Source organism: Aeromonas sp. RU39B (assembly GCF_900156095.1).
Classification (GTDB): Bacteria; Pseudomonadota; Gammaproteobacteria; order Enterobacterales; family Aeromonadaceae; genus Aeromonas.
In genome coordinates this window covers 1-23,722 of the sequence record NZ_FTMJ01000004.1, presented here as the reverse complement: position 1 = coordinate 23,722, position 23,722 = coordinate 1, and the positions used below count along the sequence as shown (strand labels likewise).

Sequence of the window (23,722 nt, the reverse complement as noted above, 5' to 3'; positions counted from 1 at the left end):
GGCGTAATGGTAAGGTGCACGCACAGCAAAAACAAGGAGCCCCGGGTCCAAGCGTGATACCATGGGCGAAATTTCAGGACGAGAGAGGACACATGACCCATTACCTGGTAGTGACGGCGATCGGCACCGACAGGCCTGGCATTGTCAACGAAGTGACCCGTCATGTGACCGACTGCGGCTGCAATATTGTCGACAGTAGGTTGGGCATCTTCGGACAGGAGTTCACCTTTATTATGCTGCTGTCAGGGGACTGGAACAGCCTGATGCAGCTTGAGATTACCCTCCCCTTGCGCAGCCAGGAGTGGGATCTCATCACCATGATGAAACGCACCGAACGTCACCAGACCCGCGACTACGCGCTCTCGGCCGTTGCCGAATTGTTGATCCGTGACGAGCCCGGCATCGTAAGTCGTTGTACCCAGTTTTTCACCTCGGGCGGATGGGACATTCACGCCATGCAGTCCGAGACACTGGAGCAGGCGCCCTACAACCGGCTCAAGGTCAGTTTCGAACTGAAACTCGCCGCCCCTACCGAGTGTCAGGATCATCAGAGCGCCTTTGACGATTTTTGCCGTGAACTGGGCGCCGAGAGCTTTCGTATCGCGCTCAACCCACGGCCTTTGTGAACCTTCGCCAAGGAGTCATCATGCCTTTATTGCAAGCCGGGAGCACTGCACCGGATTTCACTCTGCCGGACCAAGATGGTCAGCCGGTCTCCCTCTCCCAATTTCGCGGTCGTAACGTGCTGGTCTATTTCTACCCCAAGGCGATGACGCCGGGATGCACCACTCAGGCCTGTGGCCTGCGCGATGTGAATGCCGAGTTGGCCGAGCTGAACACCGTCGTGCTTGGCATCAGTACCGATAGCCCTAAGCGCCTGAAAAAGTTTATCGAGCGTGACGGTCTTAACTTCACGCTGCTCGGCGATGAAGATCACGCAGTGGCTGATGCGTTTGGGGTGTGGGGCCCGAAGAAGTTTATGGGCAAGGAGTATGACGGCATCCATCGAGTCAGCTTCCTGATCGACCCTGCCGGGCACGTCTCTCACGTATTCGATGACTTCAAGACCAGCAACCACCATCAAGTGGTGCTCGACTACCTGAAACAGGTATGATTTCCCGCGGGAGCCAACTGCTCCCGCTGCTTTTCTCTGTTTTCGCCCTGCCAGATCAAAAAATTCATTTCATATATGCGTTAACGTGTTTTCAATTCTCTTAGCTGTGAGACCGCATCATGAACATGAGCCCTACCGAACGCCTGATCCTGAGCAACCAGTACGAGATTCTGGCCAAGCTGAATCCGGAAAAAACCGCCTTCTACCAGCGCGCCCAGACCATCATTGAGCGCGGCTACTGCCTGCAGCTGCTAGAGCTGGAAAAATCGTTCGGTCATTTGACCAAAGAGACCTGCCAGGAGGTGATCGACACGCTCGAGATGCACCATGCGCTGGCGGTCTCCTGGGATAACCTGACACCCGTCGATCAGGCCGAATTCACCCCGGGCCGGTTCAAGTTCCACGGTTACAGCCGCAGCCAGGAGCACGAGCTGGCCGACTACGTCTGCTTCTTGCTGGAAGTGGACAAGCGCTTCCCGGAAGTGGACTGTCCTTGCGAAGAGCTCTCCAGCGACATCGCCATGCGCGACAAATATCAGCGCATGCTGGCCATCTGGCGCGAGTGCCCACGTCATTACAAGCTCTCGGTACAAGAGCTGCGCAAGATCATCAACGCATAAATGCAATTAAGGCGCCGCAAGGCGCCTTAATTTCACCGGGAAAACCGGGTTACTCATAGAGAAAAGATTTATCAAGCTGCTCAAATGCGGCTTTGAGCGTCTCGGCCAGCTCCTGATAGCGCGGCTTGGTCACCAGATGACGGACCGGGCCAGCTTCGTTCATGCGGCCGTTGATCTGGCGATACCAGGTAGCCAGCGTCGGCGGTAACAGGGTTTCGGAGCGACGCCCCAGCCAGTAGTAGCCCTGCAGCGGCAGGCTGAGCAGAAAGATCACCGAGGTGAGTACCGACGGCCAATAGAGCGGATCCCCGTACTGGTATTGCAGCATCAGGCAGATCACCACCATGGGGGGCACTACCTTGACGGCAAATTCGATAGCCAGGATGATCCGGTTTTCCGGAAACAGGGCGTTGAGCTCGGGGCGACGTGGCCAGACGGCCAGATAGCGACGGCCAAGCTGTAATTTAGTTCCAAAAAGAGTCATCGCTACGCACCTCCCCGTCATAAAAACGCGCTCTGGGGCACAAAACCTCAACAAAAATTGATTCAGGCCAACGTCCATTGAGGATGACTTTGTTATTTTCCAACAATAAGGTTATCCTTTACGCGCCTTTTTTGGCGTTGCCGCAGCATGCCGGCAATGTCGGTCATCGGCCCTTGTCTAACAATATACAAGGCAAAGGCAATAAATTGCCAATCTTCCCGATGACCCTGTCAGTCGCCTCGTACTCGAGTCGGACGCCTGATCAACCATATTCTGCGATAGGATTAATTCATGAGTAAGCTGGTTCTCGTACTTAACTGTGGCAGCTCTTCCCTGAAGTTTGCAGTGATCGACGCCAATAGCGGTGACGATCTGCTGTCCGGTCTGGCTGAATGCTTCAACCTGCCGGATGCCCGTATCAAGTGGAAACTCAATGGCGAGAAAGGCAATGCCGACCTGGGTGCCGGCGCCGCTCACCAGGAAGCCCTGGACTTCATCGTCCACAAGATCCTGCCGCTCAACCCTGAACTGGCTGCCAATCTGATCGCCATCGGCCATCGCGTGGTACACGGTGGTGAGAAGTTCACCTCCTCCGTGGTTATCACCGACGAAGTGGTCAAGGGCATCGAAGATTGCGCCACCCTGGCTCCGCTGCACAACCCGGCTCACCTGATCGGTATCCGTGCTGCGCTGAAGGTATTCCCGCACCTGGCTGACAAGAACGTCGCCGTGTTCGACACCGCCTTCCACCAGACCATGCCGCAGGAAGCCTACCTGTATGCCCTGCCGTACAAGCTCTACAAAGAGCACGGCATCCGTCGCTACGGCATGCACGGTACCAGCCATTACTACATCAGCCTGGAAGCCGCCAAGATTCTGAACAAGCCGGTCTCCGAGCTGAACATCATCAACTGCCACCTGGGCAACGGCGGTTCCGTCTGCGCCATCAAGGGCGGCCACTCTGTTGATACCTCTATGGGTCTGACCCCGCTGGAAGGTCTGGTCATGGGCACTCGCTGCGGCGACATCGACCCGGCCATCATCTTCCACCTGCACGACAACCTGGGCATGAGCGTGAAAGATATCAACGCCATGCTGACCAAGGAGTCTGGCCTGCAGGGTCTGACCGAAGTCACTTCCGACTGCCGTTATGTTGAAGACAACTACGACACCAAGGAAGAAGCCAAGCGCGCCATGGACGTTTACTGCTACCGTCTGGCCAAGTACATCGGCGCTTACGCTGCCGCGATGGACGGCCGCCTGGACGCCGTGGTGTTCACCGGTGGTATCGGTGAGAACTCTGCCCCGATCCGCGAGATCACCCTGGGCAAGCTCTCTCTGATGGGCTTTGACGTTGATCATGATGCCAACCTGGCTGCCCGTTTCGGCAAGGGTGGCGAGATTTCCAAGCCGGGCTCTACCAAAGCCCTGGTCATCCCGACCAATGAAGAGTGGGTGATCGCCCACGATGCACTGGAACTGGTCGGTGCCTAATTCGCTGTAATAGCAAGGCCGCCCTCGGGGCGGCCTTTTTCCTGATCCCAACACAAGCAAGGGGTATAAAGTGGCACGCACTATTATGCTTATCCCGGTCGGCACTGGTGTTGGCGTAACCTCCGTGAGCCTCGGTGTGGTTCGCGCGATGGAACGTCACGGTGTCAATGTCAGCTTCTTCAAACCGGTCGCCCAACCGCGTCCGGGTGAAACCGGTCCGGAGCGCTCCAGCGCCGTGATCCGCGCAGCTGCCAACATCAATCCGCCGGAGCCGTTCGCCCTCTCCTATGCCGAGAACATGATCACCAGCAGCAACACTGACATTCTGCTGGAAGAGATCGTGGCTCGCTTCGAAGAGCACGTGAAGACCAGTGGCGCTGAAGTGGTCGTGGTCGAAGGTCTGGTTCCGACCGACAAGCAACCGTTTGCCAACAAGCTGAACTACGACGTGGCCAAGGCGCTCGACGCCGACATGGTCTTCGTCACTCACCCGGGCAACGACTCCAGCCAGAAGCTCAAAGAGCGTATCGAGCTGGCCTGCTCCAACTTCGGTGGTGTCACCAACCCGCGTATCGTCGGCTGTGTCATCAACAAGGTTGGCGCTCCGGTTGACGAGCACGGTGTCACCCGTCCGGACCTGACCGAGATGTTCGAAGCACATCATCATGCTGCTGATGCTGCTCACAACCTCGAAGTCCTGCAGGTATTTGGCAAGAGCCCGCTGCGCATCCTGGGTTGCATTCCCTGGAACACCCAGCTGATCGCTCCGCGTGCCAAGGATCTCGCCAAGCACTTGTCTGCCAAGGTCATCAACAAGGGTGAGCTCGATACCCGTCGTCTGCAAACCGTGACCTTCTGTGCCCGCTCCATCCACAACATGGTCGAGCACTTCCGTCCGGGTAGCCTGCTGGTCACCTCCGGTGATCGTTCTGACGTCATCGTATCCGCCTGCCTGTCTGCCATGAATGGCACCAAGCTCGGCGCGCTGCTGCTGACCGGTAACTACCATCCGGAGCCGCAAGTGATGGCCCTGTGCCAGCAAGCGATGGCTACCGGCCTGCCGATCATGATGATCGGTACCAACACCTGGCAAACTGCCGTCAGCCTGCAGAACTTCAATGTCGATATCCCGGAAGATGACCGTGAGCGTATCGAACTGGTGCAAGACTATGTGGCTGGCCACATCGACAAGCACTGGATCGAATCTCTCTCGGCCAAGTCGACCCGTTCCCGCCGTCTGAGCCCGCCGGCTTTCCGTTATCAGCTGACCGAGCTGGCCCGTCAGGCCAACAAGCGCGTCGTGCTGCCGGAAGGCGAAGAGCCGCGGACCATCAAGGCTGCCGCCATCTGTGCCGAACGTGGCATCGCTCGTCCGGTGCTGCTGGGCAACCCGGAAGAGATCCGCCGTGTGGCTGATCAACAAGGCGTGATCCTGACCGACCGCGTCGAGATCATCGATCCGGTTGAAGTGCGTGAGCGCTATGTGCCGCGCCTGGTTGAGCTGCGCAAGAACAAGGGCATGACCGAAGTGGTTGCTCGCGAGCAACTGGAAGACAACGTTGTGCTGGGCACCATGATGCTCGAGCGTAACGAAGTCGACGGTCTGGTCTCCGGTGCCGTGCACACCACCGCCAACACCATCCGTCCGCCGATGCAGATCATCAAGACCGCTCCGGGCTCGTCCCTGATCTCGTCGATCTTCTTCATGCTGCTGCCGGATCAAGTACTGGTGTACGGTGACTGCGCCATCAACCCGGATCCGACCGCCGAGCAACTGGCTGAAATCGCCATCCAGTCTGCCGAGTCTGCCGCCGCCTTCGGCATCGAGCCGCGCGTGGCCATGATCTCCTACTCCACCGGGACTTCCGGTGCCGGTGCTGATGTGGACAAGGTCCGCGAAGCTACCCGCATCGCCCAGGAGAAGCGTCCGGATCTGGTGATCGACGGCCCGCTGCAATACGACGCCGCCATCATGGAAAACGTGGCCAAGTCCAAGGCGCCGAACTCCCCGGTTGCCGGTAAGGCTACCGTGTTCGTGTTCCCGGACCTGAACACCGGTAACACCACCTACAAGGCCGTACAGCGCTCAGCTGACCTGGTCTCCATCGGCCCGATGCTGCAAGGCATGCGCAAGCCGGTGAACGACCTCTCCCGTGGCGCGCTGGTAGACGACATCGTCTATACCATCGCCCTGACCGGGATCCAGGCTGCCCAGCAGGATGCAGCCGCCAAGGCCTGATCATCCATCTGCTGACCCAAGCCCCGCACCTGCGGGGCTTTTTTCTGTCCGTTTGATCTCGGGGATCAACAAACTGGATCCGCAGCAGGATCCTATGAGTCTTGCTACGAGCGAGCAGCCGCGCAAGCAATCACTTACCTACCGGCAAACCCTTGCACATTCGCACTACATTTCGGATCATCACGAAATAGTCTTTAAGGATCATAGAGATACTTAAGCAACCACGGCTAATCTACAGAGTTGTCCACAGAATTTGTGGATAGTTTTCAGATCTTTTGAAAGAAAATAACGAATGAGCCCCGTGGATCCGGCCGCTGGACGCAGATCCACACGCATCACAACAAGATCAAAAAATACAACGAGTTGCCAGTGAGCCATTGGCTAACTAGAGTAATGTTAGCCAGCCTGAGGAGGCATCATGAAGATCCTGATCACCGGCGCGACCGGCTTCATTGGCCGCAAATTGGTCGCTCGCCTGTTACCCCATCACAGCCTGATCATTCTAAGCCGCCGTCCCGAGCGGGCCAGAGCCTTGCTGGGCAGCGCCCCGGAGTTCATCGAGAACCTGGATCATCTGGACGATCTGGATGGTATTGATGCGGTGATCAACTTAGCAGGCGAGCCCATCGCTGCCGGGCGCTGGAGTGAAGAGCGCAAAAACCTGCTGTGTGAAAGCCGCTGGTTGCTCACTGAACAGCTGGCCGATCTGATCAAGCTCTCCAGCCAACCGCCTGCCGTGATGATCAGTGCATCCGCCGTCGGTTGGTATGGCCGCCAAGGTACAAGCCGGCTCGACGAGAGTTGGAACCGGCCACATAACGAGTTTACCCATCAACTCTGTCAACGCTGGGAATCCCTGGCGCTTGAGGCTGACAGTTCGCAAACCCGGGTTTGCCTGCTGCGCATCGGTATCGTACTCGGGGAAGGTGGCGGAGCCCTGCCGCGCATGCTTCCACCCTATCGCCTTGGACTCGGCGGCCCGATGGGCAGTGGCGAGCAGATGATGAGCTGGATCCATGTGGACGATCTGCTCAACATCATTCTCTATCTGCTGACCCATGCCGATTGCCGCGGCGTGTTCAACGGCACTGCGCCCAATCCGGTCAGCAACCGGGAATTTAGCCGCACCCTGGCGCACACTCTGAACCGGCCACATCTGTTCTTTGTTCCGGCCCCTTTGCTGCGCTTGGTGATGGGAGAGGCCAGTGATCTGCTATTGACCGGTCAGGCGGTGATGCCGGCTCGTCTGCTTGAGGCCGGTTTTCACTTTCAATATCCCGACCTGCAAGATGCGCTGAACGACCTGCTGACCTAAGTAGAGACGGCGAGGTAAGCACTGGCTCACCTCGCCGTCACAATAAAGCGCACAACCAGATTAGAGCAGCCCCTGCCCCATGGTGCGCAAGCGACCGGCTATCACCCCACCGAGCAGGTGGCGACGCCACCCCTGACCAACCAGCGTCACCAGCAGCGCCCCCAAAAGCGGTAGCCCGAGCCAGAGCGACAGATGCCAACTCGCCGCGCCGGAGAACCACCATGTCTGCAAGAACAAGACGCACCCTTCTGCCACCGCAGCCGCGCAAACGCCGGCCAGCGCACCAGTGACCATCAACTCCCAGCCCAGCATGCGTGAGAGCAGCGCTCCCGGCGCCCCTAAGGTACGCATCAGCACCAGTTCGCTGCGCCTGGCAGCCATCGAGGCCTGAGTTTGCGCCAGCAGCACCAGCAGCGCCGCGGCGGTGATAAGGGCAAGCATCAGCCCCAGCGCGCGACTGACCTGATCAGAGACCGCCGTTAATCGCCGGATCAGCTCATCCACATCCACCAGACTGATGGTGGGATATTGACGCACCAATTCAAGCTCAGCCTTTTGCATCCCGCTTGGCAGCCGATAGCTGCCCATCCAGGTCAGGTTGAACGAGGCGAGTACATCTTCCGAGAAGATCATGTAAAAATTTGGCCTAAGTGAATCCCAGCGGATAGCACGCAGACTGGTGACGGTCGCCGACACATCGCGCCCCTCGATGGTGAAATCGAGCTTATCACCGAGTCGGATCCCCAGCCGCGCGGCCACCTCCGCATCCACCGACACCTCACCCGGGCCTGCCAACCAATGCCCTGAGACGATTCGATTTTCAAAGGGCAGCGCGGGCGCAGTCGTGAGATTTAACTCACGATCGATGCCCGGTCGGCCCGGTTTACCTTCGCTTGCCACCTGCTCGCCGGCAATGTGGGTCAAACGGCCGCAGATCATAGGATAAAAATCAGACGTGCTGGCACCGGCTTCTTTAAGCAGTGCCAACACCGGGATGCGCTCTTCTGGCATCAGGTTGACCAGAAAACGGTTGGGCGCATCTGCCGGCAGGTGCTGGCGAATATCGCCGAGCAGATCGCTGCGCACCGCCCACAACAGCCCAAGCAGCAGCAGCGCCAACGAAAAGCCGGCCAGCTGGAACAAGCCTCTGCCGCGTTCACGCACCATCCGAGACAGCGCCAGACGAAGGGGTGCCGGCCCCTTCACTCGCCGTCCCAAACGCAGTAAGCCGCTGCCAAGCAGTGCAAGCAGACCCATCAGCAGGGCCATGCCGCCAATCAGGCCCAGTGCCAGCAGGGCATCTCCCATAAAGACCCAGGTCAGGATAAACAGGCCGCCAAGCGCCAGCGGGATTCCCCACCAGGCCGGAATATCGGCGCTGATCTCACGGCGCAGCACTCGCAGCGGGGCGATACGCATCAGGCGCAGGAAAGGAATAAACGACAGCAGCACGGTGACAAACAGCGCGACGGTCAGCGCCAGCGCAAACGGGCGCCAGGAGGGCGGCGGCAGATCAGGCGGTAGCAAGCCACCGAGTTGGCTTAGCATCACAGACTGGATCCCGAGCCCAATGAGCAGTCCCAGAACGCTTCCAACGAGAGTGAGGGCCAACAACAATCCGCCCAGCAGCTGCCAAAGAGTGCGCCGTGATGCCCCCAGTGTCTTGAGTAGCGCCAGCATACCGGTCTGGCGCTCAGCAAACTGGCGTACTGCGATCGCCATGGCCAGGGCGCCGAGCAGCACCCCGGTCAGCGCAGCCAAGCGGAAAAAGCGCTCGGCATTAGCCAGCGTCTTGCCACTGCGACTATCGCTGCTAGAGGGCGTCAGCCAACGCTGACCCGGCAGAGGCAGACGTTGCCTATCCAGTTCAGCCAACTGCTCGCGCGGCACCTTGAGCAGATAGCGCCACTCCTGGCGGCTGCCCGGCAGCAGTGCGCCAATTCGCTCCAGATCGTCACTACTCACCAGCGCCCGCGGCGCCATTTGAAAAGGGCTAAAGCCCTGATCTGGCTCTTCTTGCAACACGCCTGCTACCGTCAGGCTGGCGTTACCCACATCTATCGCATCACCCGCGTTCACCGCCAGTAACTGCATTAGACGTGCAGACAGCCAGATCTGGCCGGGACGGATGTCGCTTTGCGGCGCAATCTTCAATGTGCCATAGAAAGGGAAGCCGGCTGGCACCGCCCGCACCGAGGCCAATTGCAGTGCCTCACCGTGAAACAGCATGGTGTTGAAGTTCACTGTGGCCTGCACCTCGGCGCCGCTGCGTTGCCAGCGCCCAAGCTGCAGCGCATCAACTGGCCGGGAGGCCACTAAAACCCGGTCGCCACCAATAAACTCCCGCCCGGAAGATTTCAGCCCGGCATCCAGCCGGTCAGCCAGCAGCGCCACACTCACCACACAGGCCACGCAGAGCGTCAACGCCAGCACAAACCAGCGCAGCTCTCCCTGCCACCCCTCGCGATAGAGCAGACGCACAACCAGACGCGCTATGGGACGATTCATGCAGCACTCTCCTGCAGGCGTCCGGCGTTCATCACCAAGCGCCGCTCACAGCGCGCCGCCAACTGGCTATCGTGGGTGACAACCAGCAAGGTGGTGCCCTGCTCGCGATTTAATTCAAACAGCAGATCAATAATGCGCTCACCAGTACGACTATCGAGATTACCGGTTGGCTCATCAGCCAGCAGCAAGCTGGGGCGACTCATAAAGGCGCGGGCAATGGCCACCCGCTGCTGCTCGCCGCCGGAAAGACGTGAGGGCAGATGATTCATCCGCTCGCCCAGCCCAACCTTGCCAAGCAGTTCACGGGCCCGAGCCTCACTGTCGCGCTCTCCCTGCAACTCGGCGGGCAGCATGACGTTTTCCAGCGCGGTCAGGGTCGGCAACAGCAGGAAGGATTGGAACACAAAGCCCACATGGCGCGCTCTGAGCAGAGCCCGCCCCTCTTCATCCAGCCCGGACAGAGGCTGCCCTTCAATCAGGATCTCACCGTCACTGGGCAGATCCAGCCCGGCCAGCAAACCAAGCAGCGTCGACTTGCCAGAGCCGGATGCCCCGAGCAGGGCCACCGTCTCACCTCGCTTGACTTGCAGCGAGATCCCTTCAAGGATGGTCAGGGTTTCCTGCCCGAGTGTCACCTCTTTGCCAATGTGTTGGGCTTCGATGATGGGAGTGTTCGTCATGCCTCGTATCCTGCTTGCCGTGTTGTTCTGGTTGGGTTCAATTGCAATGGCGCAGGCCCAGAGCCTGCTTGTTCTCGGTGACAGCCTTAGCGCCGGCTACCAGATGCCGCTTGAGAAAAGCTGGCCATCGCTGCTGGCCGCCAAATGGCAGCAAAGCGGTGAGCATCAGCTGATCAATGCCAGCATCAGTGGAGAAACGACCCAGGGAGCACTCTCTCGCCTGCCTGCCCTGCTCAGCGAGCACCAACCACAGTGGGTATTGATTGAGCTCGGTGGTAACGATGGTCTGCGCGGGTTCCCCCCCGCCGTCACCGAGCGCAACCTCAGAGCCATGATTACTGCCGCCAACGCAGCCAATACCAAGGTCATCCTGACCCAGATCAGGCTGCCGCCCAACTATGGCGCTCGCTATATCAAGCAGTTCGAGCAGATTTACCCTATGCTGGCGACACAGTATCAGCTGCCACTGATGCCTTTCTTTCTCGATGATATTGCCCTTCGCCCTGAACTCATGATGAATGATGGCATCCATCCCAAGGCTGAAGCACAGCCACAGATCAGTGACACCATCGGCCGCTTCGTCGAGCCCCTGCTGACCAGTACCCAATGAAAAAAGGGGCCATTTGGCCCCTTTCTGTATCTTTCTGTCATCAGTTCGCCTGACGCAGGCGCTCCTGCACCGACTGCACCAGCAGATCGGGCTGGAATTTGGAGATAAACCGGTCGCAACCCACCTTCTTGACCATGGCCTCGTTGAAGCTGCCACTTAACGAGGTGTTGAGGGTGATAAACAGATCGGACATACGCGGATCGCTGCGCACCTCGTGAGTCAGGCGATAGCCATCCATTTCCGGCATCTCGGCATCGGTAATCATCAGCAGGATCTCGTCATTGACCTTCTTGCCCGCATCACACCAGCCTTTGAGCAGGTCAAGCGCCTGCCGGCCATCATGGCATTCAATGACTTGCAGGCCGAGTTGGGCCAGCGTATCGCGCACCTGGGCACGGGCGGTGCTGGAGTCATCGACGATCAGCACCTTACGGCCGGTCATCTGCGGCAACAGCTCTTTGTCGAGAACCTCTTCGGAGATGGAGACGTCATAGGTGACGATCTCGGCCAGCACCTTCTCCACGTCGATGATCTCGACGATCTCCTCAACGCCTTTCTCTTCAACCCGGGTAATCGCCGTCAGATAGTTGGCACGCCCTGCCGTTTTGGGCGGCGGCAGGATCTCCTTCCAGCTCATGTTGATGATGTGGGCCACCTGACCGACCAGGAAGCCCTGCACCGAGCGGTTGTATTCGGTGATGATAAGATTGGCTTCCTGACCCATTTCAATGGCGCGCAGACCGATGGCCCCACGCAAATTGATCACCGGGATCGAGGTGCCACGAATATTGGCCACACCGCAAATATGGGGATGGGAACCCGGCATCCGGTTCAGGGGCGGCATCTTGACCACTTCACGCACCTTGAACACGTTGATAGCAAACATCTGGCGGTTTCCAAGGCGGAACATCAAGAGTTCAAGCCGGTTTTCGCCAACCAGTTGGGTTCGTTGATCTACTGAATCCAATATGCTTGCCATACAGTCACTTCCATTCGGTCATCGGACGATCTCTAGTATAGAGTCACCATTGTGGGAAAGTCAGAGGCTTTTTCCCGGGATTGACCCCAAGACACGCTTTCTGCCAGCGAGCCAGCCAACTACCTGCATCGCAGAGAGAACCTCTGGCATAGCATAGCGACGAAAGCGGAGGAAAAACTGAGCCTGCCACCGACAAACCTGCCTGTTTGCATGGATATCGGCCGAAAGCAGAAAAACAAAAGGCCACCGCGATGCGGTGGCCTTCGATATGGTGGAGCTACGCGGGATCGAACCGCGGACCTCTTGCATGCCATGCAAGCGCTCTCCCAGCTGAGCTATAACCCCGATATGTGTGGACGACGATACATCGTTCTGAATTTGGTGGAGCTACGCGGGATCGAACCGCAGACCTCTTGCATGCCATGCAAGCGCTCTCCCAGCTGAGCTATAACCCCAAATTCGGCACTCGATAAACGGTTCTGGCGGCCGTCTACCTAAATAATGGTGGAGCTACGCGGGATCGAACCGCGGACCTCTTGCATGCCATGCAAGCGCTCTCCCAGCTGAGCTATAACCCCACAAGGTTGGCTTGGGTGTACACACCACACTGCCCTGGGCATCCGGAACCTGGTGGAGCTACGCGGGATCGAACCGCGGACCTCTTGCATGCCATGCAAGCGCTCTCCCAGCTGAGCTATAACCCCAGCGTTCCAGATAATCCGAGGAGAATTTGGTGGAGCTACGCGGGATCGAACCGCGGACCTCTTGCATGCCATGCAAGCGCTCTCCCAGCTGAGCTATAACCCCACTCACCTCGGCATTGTCGGCCTATTACAACCGGCAACGGAGGCGCATGATAGGCATCGCCCCATTTGATGTCAACCCTTAAAACATCCGGCGCGGTGCGTTCAGCCATTTTTCGAGCAATCACTTAGGCTTAGCCAAACCACGCCGTAATCGGCAGCGACGAAAAAGGGCTCCGCAGAGCCCTTGTAACGCAATCGATGCCTTATTCGGCAGCCATACGCTCACTGATATAAGCCAGCGCGCGGTCGATACGAGCCAGCACGCGGTCCTTACCAACCAGCGCCATCACGGCGTCGATGGAAGGAGACTGGCCCAGACCGGTTACCGCCACGCGAAGCGGCATGCCGACCTTGCCCATGCCCTGACCCAGCTCAGCGGCAGTGGCTTCAATCACTTCGTGCAAAGACTCGGTCGTCCAGCTCTCCAATGCAGCCAGCTTCTGCTTGGCCAGTGCCAACGGCTCAGCCGCCACACCACGCAGGTGCTTCTTGGCAGCCGCTTCGTCAAGCGCTTCGTACTCTTCGAAGAAGTAACGGCTTTGGGCAGCCAGTTCACGCAGGGTATTGCAGCGCTCGGCCAGCAGAGTGATGACGTCGGTCAGGGCGGGGCCATGGCTGGTGTCGATCTTCTGATCGGCCATATGCCATGCCAGATGCTTGGCCACGTAGGCCGGATCCAGCGTGCGCATGTAGTGGTTGTTCAGCCACAGCAGTTTGTCGGTGTTAAACGCAGACGCCGACTTGGAGATGGCATCAAGGCGGAACAGCTTGATCATCTCGTCCAGGCTAAAAATTTCCTGATCGCCATGAGACCAACCCAGACGTACCAGATAGTTGAGCAGCGCCTCCGGCAGGTAGCCATCGTCACGGTACTGCATGACCGAGACTGCGCCGTGGCGCTTGGAGAGCTTGGCTCCATCGTCACCCAGGATCATGGAGACGTGGGCAAACTCCGGCACCGGCGCCTGCAGCGCCTTGTAGATGTTGATCTGGCGCGGGGTGTTGTTGATGTGATCTTCACCACGCACCACGTGGGTGATCTCCATATCCCAGTCATCGACCACAACGCAGAAGTTGTAGGTCGGCGCGCCATCAGAGCGGCGGATGATCAGATCATCAAGCTCAGTGTTGGCAAACTCGATGCGGCCACGGACGTGATCATCGAACACCACGGAACCTTCGGTTGGGTTACGGAAACGGATAACGTGCGACTCATCGTCGCCATGATGGTGGGCGTGGTCACGGCATTTGCCGTCATAGCGCGGCTTCTCGCCGTTGGCCATCTGCTCTTCGCGCAGCGCTTCGAGGCGCTCTTTCGAGCAGTAGCACTTGTAAGCGCGACCATCGGCCAGCATTTCGTCGATCAGGCCGTTATAGCGGTCAAAACGCTTGGTCTGATAGTAGGGGCCCTCGTCCCAACCCAGTCCCAGCCACTCCATCCCTTCGATGATGGCGTCGATAGCCTCCTGGGTCGAACGTTCCAGGTCGGTATCCTCGATACGCAGCACGAATTCACCGCCCTGATTGCGGGCGAACAGCCAGGAATAGAGTGCGGTACGAGCGCCACCGACGTGCAGGAAGCCGGTCGGGCTGGGAGCAAAACGGGTTTTGACTTTCATGGTTAAGCCTTGTCGTGGGGGCCCCGGGGGCCGATTCGCCTTAAAAACCGCGGCATTTTACCACCTGCTCAAGCAGATGGGAAAAGCCGCTGCAGCTTTTCCCGCCGCATCGTCGGCAATAGATTTTTTGAGCATGATCTCAACACGAAGTGCGATTTTACGATTAGCTAGCCACTCCTTGCTTTCCGACGCTTTATTTGCGAATCGGATACTTTAATAAAACAAAATACTGAGCCTAGAGGACCACGGGATGCAGTTCCGCTCAATCCAGACCAGAATTCTGGTGCTGGCCGGCGTTGCCATGACGGCCGCCCTTACCCTTCTTATTCTGCTGAACTATCACTCAGGCCAGCAGACCCGGCAATTGACCACCAGCTCCAGCCGCGAGGTGCTGAAAAACGAGGCGTGGCAGAAAGTCACCGCCAACGCCCGCGCCGAAGCTGCCCACATCACCCAGCTGCTGCAAAAGAATCTCTCTTATACCCAGCAACTGGCTGCCACTCTCTCGTTGCAGCAGCAAGGCAAGCTGACCCTGACCCGTCAGGATGTCATCACTCTGCTGCACAGCCAGCTCACGCTCGATAGCTCGATTTACGGCAGTTTTGCCGGCTTTGAGCCCAATGGCTTTGATGGCCAGGACGCTACCTTTGCCGGTCAAGCAGCCAGTGGCAGTGATGAGAAGGGGCGCTTTGTCCCCTATTTCTATAAAGATGGCGACAAGATCGGCGCCGACTTACTGCTTTCCATCGAGAAGAGCGAGAAGGATGACTTTGGCAATCCGGCCAACGACTACTACGCCTGCCCCAAGCAAGAAGGACGCCCCTGCCTGGTTGATCCCTTCCAGGTGGATATCAATGGCAAGAAGGTGCTGGTGAGTACCATCACCACTCCCATCATGGTCAATGGTCAATTTCGCGGTATCGCTGCGGCAGACCTTGAGATCAGCGCTCTCAGCCAACAGGCTACAACCCTCAACAGCAACATCTATGGGGGCCAGGGCGAAACGCTGATCATCAGTGCGGCTGGCGTAGTAACCGGGACCAGTGGTGATGAGAGCAAGCTGGGGCAACATGCCAGCAATGTGCTTGGCACAGAGTGGCGCCGCTATCTCTCCAATGACGTGCAACGCGAAGAGTTGGATGGCGCGTTTCGCATCTCCGTTCCTATTGCCGTACCGGGGCTGGCACGCAACTGGGCCATTCTCGTGACCCTGCCCTATAACGTGGTGCTCGCCGACGCCGAACGCCTGGAAAACCAACTGGATGAGATGAACCAACAGGCCGTCACCCAGCAGCTGATTGGTGCGCTCGTGGTGCTGTTCCTGTCGCTGCTGATCATGGCCCTGATTGCCCGCAACATCACCGGCCCCATTCGGCAGATGGTGCTGTTGGTCGATGACATTGCCGATGGTGAAGGGGATCTGACCAAGCGCCTGAGCACTGGTTCGGTCGATGAGCTGGGCGCACTGGCCAAGGGAATCAACCGCTTCATCGACAAGCTACAGTACCTGCTGGGCAGTGTGCTGGCCACCGCTGGCGACGTCGGTCGTCATGCCGGCGAGACCGACCAGATTGCTGCCAGAACCGACGAAAACCTGCAGCACCATCAGGCCGAGATGGATCAAATGCTCACCGCCGTACAGGAGATGTCTTACGTCAGCCAGGAGGTAGCGACTCACGCCAACAGCACCGCCAACTCAGCCAAACAGGCCCAGCAATCTGCCGAGCAGGGAAAAACGCGTTTCAACCAGATGATTGAGTCGATGCACAAGGTTGCCACCGAAGCCGGACGTGGCGCCGAAGTGGTTGCCAGCCTGGCCCATGACAGCGAGCAGATCACTAGCATCTTGACGGTGATTCAGGGCATAGCCGATCAAACCAACCTGCTGGCACTCAATGCTGCTATCGAAGCGGCTCGCGCCGGCGAACAAGGGCGTGGCTTTGCCGTAGTGGCCGATGAGGTACGCAAGCTTGCCGGTCATACCCAGCAAGCCGTGCAAAACACCCAGGAGCTTATCGAGAAGATCCGTCACAGCTCGGACAATGCGGTGCAGGCCATTAGCCACAGCCGACAACTGACTGAGCAAGCCGTCGGCGAAGCAGATCAGGCCGAAGAGGCGCTGGGTCATATCTACCAGTCCATCTCCACCATCAATGACATGACCTATCAGATTGCTTCTGCCGCCGAGGAGCAGAGCACGGTTTCCGAGACGGTTTCAGGCAATCTGTCAAAGACTAACGCACTGGCAGTCGAGATAGCCAAAGATGCAACCCAGACGGCGCAAGCCAGTCAGGCTCTGCGTCAGGCGGCAGAACAACTGCAAAAACTGCTCGCCCAATTCCGCCTACAATAAGCATTTTTCCTCCACGGGCTCTCCCCCTCGGGGGCGAGTCCGTTTAACATAAGTGGCAAATTCGCCTGTCCGGGCAATACCAGAAGAGGAAAAAGCTGTGCCAACTCCGGATCGCCGACCCCGTGGCCAGAACAGAAGGGCCAGACAGGGACACCGTGCGCCTACAGAGGGATCCCTGTTACAACGCATTCAAACCATGGCGCAAAAGTGGCGTGAACAGCGCCAGGCTCCGACCCCGAAAGCCGTGAGCAAGGAGAGTGCTCCCGATACACGCCCCGCCTCACGCTTTGCGTTCGCTGTCCGCTGGCGGCTGCTCCCCCGTACTCATACCATCGCGCTGCTGATCCTGATTCCCGTTTGGTTGGGCGTATTGGCCTGGCAACCGGCTGCGGTTGACGCGACGGCGGCGCAAGCCCCCTCAGGATCGTTGGCGGTTCCGATTGCCGTACCGGTAGAAGCGCAGCAAACACCAGCCGGACAGACGGTCCAAGCCAAACCCAAGCCGGTAGAGCAACTGCCCGCAGGCTGGCGCTGGCTCAATCACGATATCAGCGCTGGAGAAACGCTGTTTACCGTTTTCCGCAACTTCAAGCTACCGGGAGCGGAAATGAGCCGCTTGGTGGCCATTGAGGGCCCCGATCGTCCGCTAACCCGCCTGCCAGCAGGGAAAAGTGTGAATATTCTGCTCGACAATCAGGGACGAATTCAGCGCGTCGAAATCCGTGACCACGACGAAGCAACCTATCGCTATGAACGTGACAAAGAGGGGTTTGTCCAAAAGGAAATTCGCAACCGCTAACCCCCCGATCAGGGGAGAATCACTCTCCCCTTTTTATCAATATTTTTAGCTTGCTCAAAAAACCATAATCCTTTCTTTGACTTGTCATACCTCCCCCGTAGAATCGATTGCGCTTGGGACAGGGATTAGTGCGTTTACCAATGACTAACCGCCAGGTCTTGAGATGTTGTGACCCCATCACAGGGTCTGTGTACCTTTGTTATTGATAGGATTGACACATGTCTGATATTCGCACCGGCCAAGTAAAATGGTTCAACGAGACCAAGGGCTTTGGCTTCATTGAGCAGTCTCAGGGTCCGGACGTTTTCGTTCACTTCTCTTCCATCCAGGCCGCCGGTTTCAAGACCCTGGCTGAAGGCCAAAAGGTCCAGTTCACTGTGACCCAAGGCAAAAAAGGCCCGCAGGCTGAGAACGTGACCCTCCTCTGACTACTTAGTCGGTGAAATAAAAAAGAGGAGTATGACTCCTCTTTTTTTATACCTGAAAACAGGCATTAAACGGAGCGGCAGAATAGTCTGCCGCTCTTGTTATTAATGCTTGTCAATATTAAGTATTGAGTGATTAACCAAATCGTCGATCACCTTACTGGATATTTCCGAACTAGACCCACTCAACAGGGAGGTATCGGATACCAACGTCGACAGTTTGGTATTTTGCAGCACGATTTCCTGCACGTCGGTAGTCGAACTGGCGCTGGCCTTCACATGCACATGGACACCATCAGACTGTTCATCGATAGAGAGCAGTGACTTGAGCTCGGTAATACCCTTGCTACCGTCATGATCCAGCAAATCGGACAAATCGAGTTTGTCTCCCTCCGATTTGTTGAAATCAGTAATGGTATCTTTGGCCGGCGCCGACGTTGTGGCATCACCCTGTTTCCAGACGAATGTATCAGCGTCGCCGCTACCAGTCAGAATGTCGTTACCCAGACCGCCTTGCAGGGTATCGGCACCCGCGCCACCATCGAGCGTGTCATTACCGCTGCCACCGTAAAGGCTATCACTGCCGACCTCACCATAGAGCTTGTCAGCCCCCGAGCCACCAAACAACAGATCATTGCCACTGCCTCCCCACAGCGAATCATCACCGCCCTGGCCAAACAGGATGTCATTACCATCATCCCCATACAGTTGATCGCCCTGATCATTACTGAAGGATTGATCAAAGTCGCTGGCATGGTTGGTGATATAGGTATGCACCTGCTCATCGGTGACGGCGCTGGCACTGACACCGGTCGCACTGGCAACATAGTTTTTCAGTGCCGTATCGCCCTGTCCATCAACGCCACTAAAGTGCACTGCGTCACCAAAGATAATGTCATTACCGGCACCACCGTGCAGGGTATCGCTACCCGGCAGGGTTTGCACCGAAGTGCCGAGGATTGTAGTGGCAAGATTTTTGACATCCACACCAGTATGCAACACACCATCTGAATCATATTTTTTCAGATCATCCGTCGAGATACTATCACCAATACCTATTGCCTCAACTTTAACCCCCAGACGAGTCAATAGTGAGAAGCCATCTTCCGAATTCGTGGTAACTGTATTAGTTGTAGTATTACCATTGCCACCGATCGAGTAATAGACATAACCACCATGGCCATCAGAGCGAACATAACCATCCACATTATTATCACGCTCGTATTCATATACGGCACCGGAGGCGTCGATCACCACAAAATCCCCGATTTTATAGACTTGGCCAGGAACATATGTGTTCTTAGTTACATCACTAAGATAAATTGCATTCCCCCACCAGTTGTAGGCTATTATCGGATCGTCGCCTTGACTCTCAACATAGTAAGTGGGTTTACCATCAGTAATAAAGTAGGTGATATTACTGGCCCCCGTATTGGCTTTAATTGCTGAACTACTGAACCAGTTTGCCACTGTTTGGAAAGCATCCTCATAGTTAGTTCCGCCGCCACTGCTCATGCTGTCAATCACCGCCTGCAACTTACTGAGCGCACTGCTATCTTTCAAATTTACACTGACAGTTGAGTGGGTCATGGTATCAAAATCAACCAGCATGATATTGACGGTGCCACTTCCATCCGCCCCTACGCTCTCCTTCAGCGAGGTGAAAATAGATTTCAGTTGGTCCTTGATGGTCGTCATTGAACCATCACCAATACTGCCAGAACTATCGACAATAAAGGCAATGTTGTAGCTCTTACCAGGAACAACCACGCTGCCATCTTGATCGCCCACCACCAGGTCTTGAGCATTGGTCAGGGTATAGCTGTTATTCCCAGCAGTTCCTTCTGTGACCACATAACTCAGTTGTGGTGTCACCGAGATCGCTCCGGTGTAACTGTCGCCATCGGAGTCAGTAATGGTGACCTTGAAATCCAAATCTCCATCAGAAGTGGCGGTCATCTTCTGATATTGATAAAAATCCCATTGGCCTGTGCTGGGAGTAAATTGCAAGGTAAAGACCAAATCACCGGAATCATCCTTCCCTGTGATGGTATTTCCACTTTGCGTCACCGTCACCGCTTCACCGGCTGCAGTCGTTAGCCCGGTTTCATCCGTCCCGGCCAATACCAGTGACTTCAGACCATCGGCGCCAGCACTGGTTGATACCTGTCCGGAGGTGTAGGCAATCGCCGCCTCGGATACACCAATAAAGCTGATGCCCTTGACCGTGAAATCACTGTTATCACCATATCCATTACCATTATTGGCAGCCTTGATAATGACCTTATCAAAACCGCCCTCTGCATAGGTAAAGCTGGCATCGTACTGACCGCTGACCGAATTAGACGAGAATCTGTTGCTAGCGACCAGCACACCATTACGCCAAAACTCAATCACACCAATTTCAGCACCGCCGGAATCGGTCGAGAAGAAATAACTCAGGTCGAGTGTGACCCCATAAGCCAACGTATTATTGTCCAGCTGCACCACGATTTGTTCTGAGGCACCAGTTCCGTCTTTAAAAAGACGGTAATCAACTTCGCTATCGAGGTCATAATAGGGTTCGTTGGTACTGGCCACACCGATCCCGGCACTGGTGCCAAACAGATCGACCTTGGTCATAGTAGTGGCACTGGTGGTTCCACCACCAAAGCCAGTGGCAGTAATAGTAAAACCCTTAAAATCAATCTCGCTGTGTGAACCGCTATAGCCGGTCAAACTATAGGTCCCCGACAAGACGGTCGGCGCCGACGTCAGACTTGTTGCCGTCCCGCTACTATCGGTCAGAGTCGGAGAATCATCCTCAACGCTCACCACAAACGAACTACCCACCGTTGAACCATGCTGGTCATCAACCGATACACCGATGGTCAGGTTCAGCACGTCCTCTACTGACTTATCGGCATGATCCAGCGAAGCACTCTGAGTAACGGTATAACTCCAGGTGTTGGCACTGGTCAGACTCAACACAACCGTCATTACAGTGGTAGTGCCTGCCACACCAACCAGTGTCAACGTGTCGGCGTTCCAGCTCCAAGTAACTGCAGTACCATGCGACGTCAGTCCGCTCGGGCCCGTCAATGTGACCTTCGCGCTGTCCCCATCCACATCGGTGACCTTGATCGACCCCGTCGCTGCTGCGCTATCACCTTGATCAGATGTTCCTACTGCGTCCTTGTTTCCGCCCGCAAGCCCCTCCTCAGAGAGGTGAGCATTGGTGGTTGCCACAACCGGAGCATCATTGGTACCCGTCACGGTAATGGTCAATGTGGCTGTATCGGTGCCACCCTGGCCATCGCTCACGGTATAGGTGAACGTCTCTGTCGCTGTTTGTCCGGCTTTGAGTTGGTCAGCCGCATCCTTGTCAGCCACGTAGCTGTAGCTACCGTTGGCATTCAAGGTGAGGGTGCCATAGGTACCCGACAACGAGGTCCCCACAGTACCACTGGTGCCGGTGCCGGTTTCTGTACCCGTTCTCACCGCAATCACCGTCAGCGTGCCACCATCTACATCCGAGTCATTAGCCAGCACACCTGCGCTGGCAGACACGCTCAGCGTGGCATCTTCATTGACACTACCCGTGTCATTGACAGCGACCGGACCGTCATTCGTCCCAGTCACAGTAATCGTCAGCGTCGCAGTATCCGTTCCTCCCTTACCATCACTGACGGTGTAGGTGAACGAATCGGTCGCCGTTTGTCCGGCTTTGAGTTGGTCAGCCGCATCCTTGTCAGCCACGTAGCTGTAGCTACCGTTGGCATTCAAGGTGAGGGTGCCATAGGTACCCGACAACGCAGTCCCCACAGTACCACTGGTGCCGGTGCCGGTTTCTGTACCCGTTCTCACCGCAATCACCGTCAGCGTGCCACCATCCACATCCGAGTCATTAGCCAGCACACCTGCGCTGGCAGACACGCTCAGCGTGGCATCTTCATTGACACTACCGGTGTCATTGGCTGCTATGGGACCGTCATTGGTCCCGGTCACGGTAATCGTCAGGGTCGCAGTATCCGTTCCTCCCTTACCATCACTGACGGTGTAGGTGAACGAATCGGTCGCCGTTTGTCCGGCTTTGAGTTGGTCAGCCGCATCCTTGTCAGCCACGTAGCTGTAGCTGCCATCAGCATTCAAAATCAAGGTGCCGTAGGTACCAGCCAGCGCAGAACCAATAGTACCTGCATTACCTGAGCTGCTTTCAGAACCAGTACGCACTGCAGTTACCTGCAGCGAATCCTGATTGGCATCATGATCATTAGCCAGCACCCCCTGCCCCGCCGCGACGGTCAGTGTGGCATCTTCATTCACACTACCGGTATCGCTAACTGCAACAGGCGCATCATTGTGTGTCAGCGCCACAGTGATGGATTGAGTCGTGGTTTCGCTATCACCATTACTGCTTTCTGTTGATGTGACGCTAGCGGTCAGCACAAACGAGCTGGTGTAGCTGGATGGAACCTTCATTTGCAGGCCATTTAACTGGCTCTGGGTCAGAATCCAGTTACCGTTACTATCCTTGTAGCCAGCGGTCAGCGTGATGGATGACGGAATACCACTGAGCGTAATCACCGATAGTGTTTCACTGCCGTCGGTGTCTGTCAGCCCGGCAGAGATCGACAGATTGTACAGGTGAGTCGTGTCAGTAAAGCTGGTTGTTACCTCGGCAGAAGCAGGTACTACGGTGCCATCAGCAAAAATAATCCCGGCAATATTGTTAAACGACATGGTCTTGCCAGTGTCTTTATCCGTGATCTGGCCATCAGTTCCCGAACCGGTATGGGTATTGACGCCACTCAGCGTGTAGTGGGATGCATCCTTGTCAAAGTAGATGTAGTCGGTGTTCTGGCCATTAAAACCCGTGAAGTAATGTTCACCGATAACAGCCACCACATCGACTTTGTGCTCGGAGCCTAACGGATTGCTTGAGGTACTGCTCCAGCTCGTGTTGCTACCACCATACGTAATAACTTCACCACTGATCGTCTCACTGACAACTGCGTGATTGCTGATAACGACTGTACCGGCAGAACCCAGATTGATAACCAGCGCACTACCACTACCCGTTGTTGTACCACTATCGGTAAGAGCAAGAGTCAAAGACGGGGCATCCGCCACAGCAGTGACATCGACACTCATCGATGCACTGTCACTGGTCGATGAACCATCGGTAACCTGATAACTGAACTTGGCATAGTCAGCTTGCTGATCGCCGACGCCAGTTCCGGAATAAGAGTTCGAACCCGAGGCATCCTCAGCCGGAACAAACCGCAAGTGACCCGCAGCTACCTCTGCTTGTGTAATCGTGACGGATCCCGTCAAGGTGACCCAGGCGCCATTAATATATTGCTGCAGGGCACCACCGCCTTGTAGCGAAGAGGCGTTAATGACCACACTCAACCCTGTAGTATCGGTGTCTACATCCGTCGCCTTAAATTCTGCCCATGTGAACACATGTGGAGTATCTTCAGTCGTCACCACACTGCCAGGGCCAGAAATAGTAGGAAAATCGTTCTGGGCCGCCACCTGGATGCTGACCGTGGCCGTGTCGGTATCGCCATCGGCGTCCCGGGCCACGTAGTCAAAGCTGATCTCGCCGTTGAAGTTGGCCGCAGGCACAAAGCTGATGCTGCCGTCGGCCGCAATCTCCACCGTGCCGTTGGTCACCGCAATGCTCTGCGCA

16 protein-coding genes and 5 tRNA genes are annotated in these 23,722 nt (G+C 56.7%); 10 read left to right on the top strand and 11 right to left on the bottom strand.

Going from position 1 to position 23,722, the window contains the following annotated elements; genetic code table 11:
• Positions 1-92 precede the first annotated feature (92 nt).
• From BW958_RS07485 to BW958_RS07475, 3 genes are all read left to right on the top strand, one after another.
• Complete coding sequence (locus BW958_RS07485) at positions 93-626, top strand: glycine cleavage system transcriptional repressor (RefSeq protein ID WP_076575116.1); 534 nt, start codon at positions 93-95, stop codon at positions 624-626.
• A gap of 20 nt (positions 627-646) precedes the next feature.
• Complete coding sequence (gene bcp, locus BW958_RS07480; RefSeq protein ID WP_076575115.1) at positions 647-1,114, top strand: thioredoxin-dependent thiol peroxidase; 468 nt, start codon at positions 647-649, stop codon at positions 1,112-1,114.
• Positions 1,115-1,233: 119 nt separating this feature from the next.
• The gene (locus BW958_RS07475) at positions 1,234-1,734 is read left to right on the top strand and encodes a YfbU family protein (RefSeq protein ID WP_076575114.1); all 501 of its coding nucleotides are present in this window, start codon (positions 1,234-1,236) and stop codon (positions 1,732-1,734) included.
• A 49-nt stretch (positions 1,735-1,783) separates the two neighbouring features.
• On the opposite strand, the gene yfbV is transcribed toward BW958_RS07475, so the two are convergent.
• Complete coding sequence (gene yfbV, locus BW958_RS07470) at positions 1,784-2,218, bottom strand: terminus macrodomain insulation protein YfbV (protein ID WP_076575113.1); 435 nt, start codon at positions 2,216-2,218, stop codon at positions 1,784-1,786.
• Between the two features lie 291 nt (positions 2,219-2,509).
• Between yfbV and BW958_RS07465 the strand changes: the two genes are divergently transcribed.
• The 3 genes from BW958_RS07465 to BW958_RS07455 all read left to right on the top strand — a co-directional run bounded on the left by BW958_RS07465 (position 2,510) and on the right by BW958_RS07455 (position 7,266).
• On the top strand, positions 2,510-3,712 hold the full coding sequence (locus BW958_RS07465) for an acetate kinase (protein WP_076575112.1): 1,203 nt from the start codon (positions 2,510-2,512) through the stop codon (positions 3,710-3,712).
• A 70-nt stretch (positions 3,713-3,782) separates the two neighbouring features.
• Positions 3,783-5,951, top strand: coding sequence for a phosphate acetyltransferase (pta, locus tag BW958_RS07460; protein WP_076575111.1), 2,169 nt, complete (start codon positions 3,783-3,785; stop codon positions 5,949-5,951).
• A gap of 418 nt (positions 5,952-6,369) precedes the next feature.
• Complete coding sequence (locus BW958_RS07455; RefSeq protein WP_076575110.1) at positions 6,370-7,266, top strand: TIGR01777 family oxidoreductase; 897 nt, start codon at positions 6,370-6,372, stop codon at positions 7,264-7,266.
• Positions 7,267-7,326: 60 nt separating this feature from the next.
• Here the strand turns inward: BW958_RS07455 and BW958_RS07450 are convergent, their stop codons facing one another.
• Both BW958_RS07450 and BW958_RS07445 read right to left on the bottom strand, forming a co-directional pair.
• Positions 7,327-9,774 (bottom strand): ABC transporter permease, encoded by a 2,448-nt coding sequence (locus BW958_RS07450; RefSeq protein ID WP_083687269.1) that lies wholly within the window; start codon positions 9,772-9,774, stop codon positions 7,327-7,329.
• Positions 9,771-10,454, bottom strand: coding sequence for an ABC transporter ATP-binding protein (locus BW958_RS07445; RefSeq protein ID WP_076575109.1), 684 nt, complete (start codon positions 10,452-10,454; stop codon positions 9,771-9,773). Before BW958_RS07445 ends, BW958_RS07450 begins: the two co-directional genes overlap by 4 nt.
• Between BW958_RS07445 and BW958_RS07440 the strand changes: the two genes are divergently transcribed.
• Positions 10,453-11,064, top strand: coding sequence for an arylesterase (locus tag BW958_RS07440; protein ID WP_076575108.1), 612 nt, complete (start codon positions 10,453-10,455; stop codon positions 11,062-11,064). The genes BW958_RS07445 and BW958_RS07440 overlap by 2 nt on opposite strands.
• Before the next feature lie 40 nt (positions 11,065-11,104).
• On the opposite strand, the gene BW958_RS07435 is transcribed toward BW958_RS07440, so the two are convergent.
• From BW958_RS07435 to gltX, 7 genes are all read right to left on the bottom strand, one after another.
• Positions 11,105-12,043 (bottom strand): chemotaxis protein CheV, encoded by a 939-nt coding sequence (locus BW958_RS07435; protein WP_076575107.1) that lies wholly within the window; start codon positions 12,041-12,043, stop codon positions 11,105-11,107.
• Between the two features lie 269 nt (positions 12,044-12,312).
• Positions 12,313-12,388 (bottom strand) — tRNA-Ala (locus tag BW958_RS07430).
• 34 nt (positions 12,389-12,422) lie between these two features.
• A tRNA-Ala gene (locus BW958_RS07425) sits at positions 12,423-12,498 on the bottom strand.
• A gap of 47 nt (positions 12,499-12,545) precedes the next feature.
• Positions 12,546-12,621, bottom strand: a tRNA-Ala gene (locus BW958_RS07420).
• Between the two features lie 50 nt (positions 12,622-12,671).
• Positions 12,672-12,747 (bottom strand) — tRNA-Ala (locus BW958_RS07415).
• Between the two features lie 27 nt (positions 12,748-12,774).
• Positions 12,775-12,850 (bottom strand) — tRNA-Ala (locus BW958_RS07410).
• 202 nt (positions 12,851-13,052) lie between these two features.
• Positions 13,053-14,468, bottom strand: coding sequence for a glutamate--tRNA ligase (gene gltX, locus BW958_RS07405; protein WP_076575106.1), 1,416 nt, complete (start codon positions 14,466-14,468; stop codon positions 13,053-13,055).
• 250 nt (positions 14,469-14,718) lie between these two features.
• On the opposite strand from gltX, the gene BW958_RS07400 reads away from it, so the two are divergent.
• The 3 genes from BW958_RS07400 to BW958_RS07390 all read left to right on the top strand — a co-directional run bounded on the left by BW958_RS07400 (position 14,719) and on the right by BW958_RS07390 (position 18,048).
• Positions 14,719-16,821 carry a methyl-accepting chemotaxis protein gene (locus BW958_RS07400; protein WP_076575105.1) on the top strand — a complete coding sequence of 701 codons (2,103 nt, stop codon included), beginning with the start codon at positions 14,719-14,721 and terminating at the stop codon, positions 16,819-16,821.
• A 196-nt stretch (positions 16,822-17,017) separates the two neighbouring features.
• Positions 17,018-17,620: a LysM-like peptidoglycan-binding domain-containing protein gene (locus BW958_RS07395; RefSeq protein ID WP_256701900.1), complete on the top strand. Its 603-nt coding sequence runs from the start codon at positions 17,018-17,020 to the stop codon at positions 17,618-17,620.
• A gap of 218 nt (positions 17,621-17,838) precedes the next feature.
• Complete coding sequence (locus tag BW958_RS07390) at positions 17,839-18,048, top strand: cold-shock protein (protein ID WP_076575103.1); 210 nt, start codon at positions 17,839-17,841, stop codon at positions 18,046-18,048.
• A 102-nt stretch (positions 18,049-18,150) separates the two neighbouring features.
• Here the strand turns inward: BW958_RS07390 and BW958_RS07385 are convergent, their stop codons facing one another.
• Positions 18,151-23,706, bottom strand: coding sequence for an Ig-like domain-containing protein (locus BW958_RS07385; RefSeq protein WP_218641746.1), 5,556 nt, complete (start codon positions 23,704-23,706; stop codon positions 18,151-18,153).
• Between the last annotated feature and the right edge of the window lie 16 nt (positions 23,707-23,722).

Coding starts and splice junctions, on each gene's coding strand:
- BW958_RS07485 (WP_076575116.1), top strand. CDS start 93: ATGACCCATTACCTGGTAGTGACGGCGATCGGCACCGACAGGCCTGGC.
- bcp (WP_076575115.1), top strand. CDS start 647: ATGCCTTTATTGCAAGCCGGGAGCACTGCACCGGATTTCACTCTGCCG.
- BW958_RS07475 (WP_076575114.1), top strand. CDS start 1,234: ATGAACATGAGCCCTACCGAACGCCTGATCCTGAGCAACCAGTACGAG.
- yfbV (WP_076575113.1), bottom strand. CDS start 2,218: ATGACTCTTTTTGGAACTAAATTACAGCTTGGCCGTCGCTATCTGGCC.
- BW958_RS07465 (WP_076575112.1), top strand. CDS start 2,510: ATGAGTAAGCTGGTTCTCGTACTTAACTGTGGCAGCTCTTCCCTGAAG.
- BW958_RS07455 (WP_076575110.1), top strand. CDS start 6,370: ATGAAGATCCTGATCACCGGCGCGACCGGCTTCATTGGCCGCAAATTG.
- BW958_RS07450 (WP_083687269.1), bottom strand. CDS start 9,774: ATGAATCGTCCCATAGCGCGTCTGGTTGTGCGTCTGCTCTATCGCGAG.
- BW958_RS07440 (WP_076575108.1), top strand. CDS start 10,453: ATGCCTCGTATCCTGCTTGCCGTGTTGTTCTGGTTGGGTTCAATTGCA.
- BW958_RS07445 (WP_076575109.1), bottom strand. CDS start 10,454: ATGACGAACACTCCCATCATCGAAGCCCAACACATTGGCAAAGAGGTG.
- BW958_RS07435 (WP_076575107.1), bottom strand. CDS start 12,043: ATGGCAAGCATATTGGATTCAGTAGATCAACGAACCCAACTGGTTGGC.
- gltX (WP_076575106.1), bottom strand. CDS start 14,468: ATGAAAGTCAAAACCCGTTTTGCTCCCAGCCCGACCGGCTTCCTGCAC.
- BW958_RS07400 (WP_076575105.1), top strand. CDS start 14,719: ATGCAGTTCCGCTCAATCCAGACCAGAATTCTGGTGCTGGCCGGCGTT.
- BW958_RS07395 (WP_256701900.1), top strand. CDS start 17,018: ATGGCGCAAAAGTGGCGTGAACAGCGCCAGGCTCCGACCCCGAAAGCC.
- BW958_RS07390 (WP_076575103.1), top strand. CDS start 17,839: ATGTCTGATATTCGCACCGGCCAAGTAAAATGGTTCAACGAGACCAAG.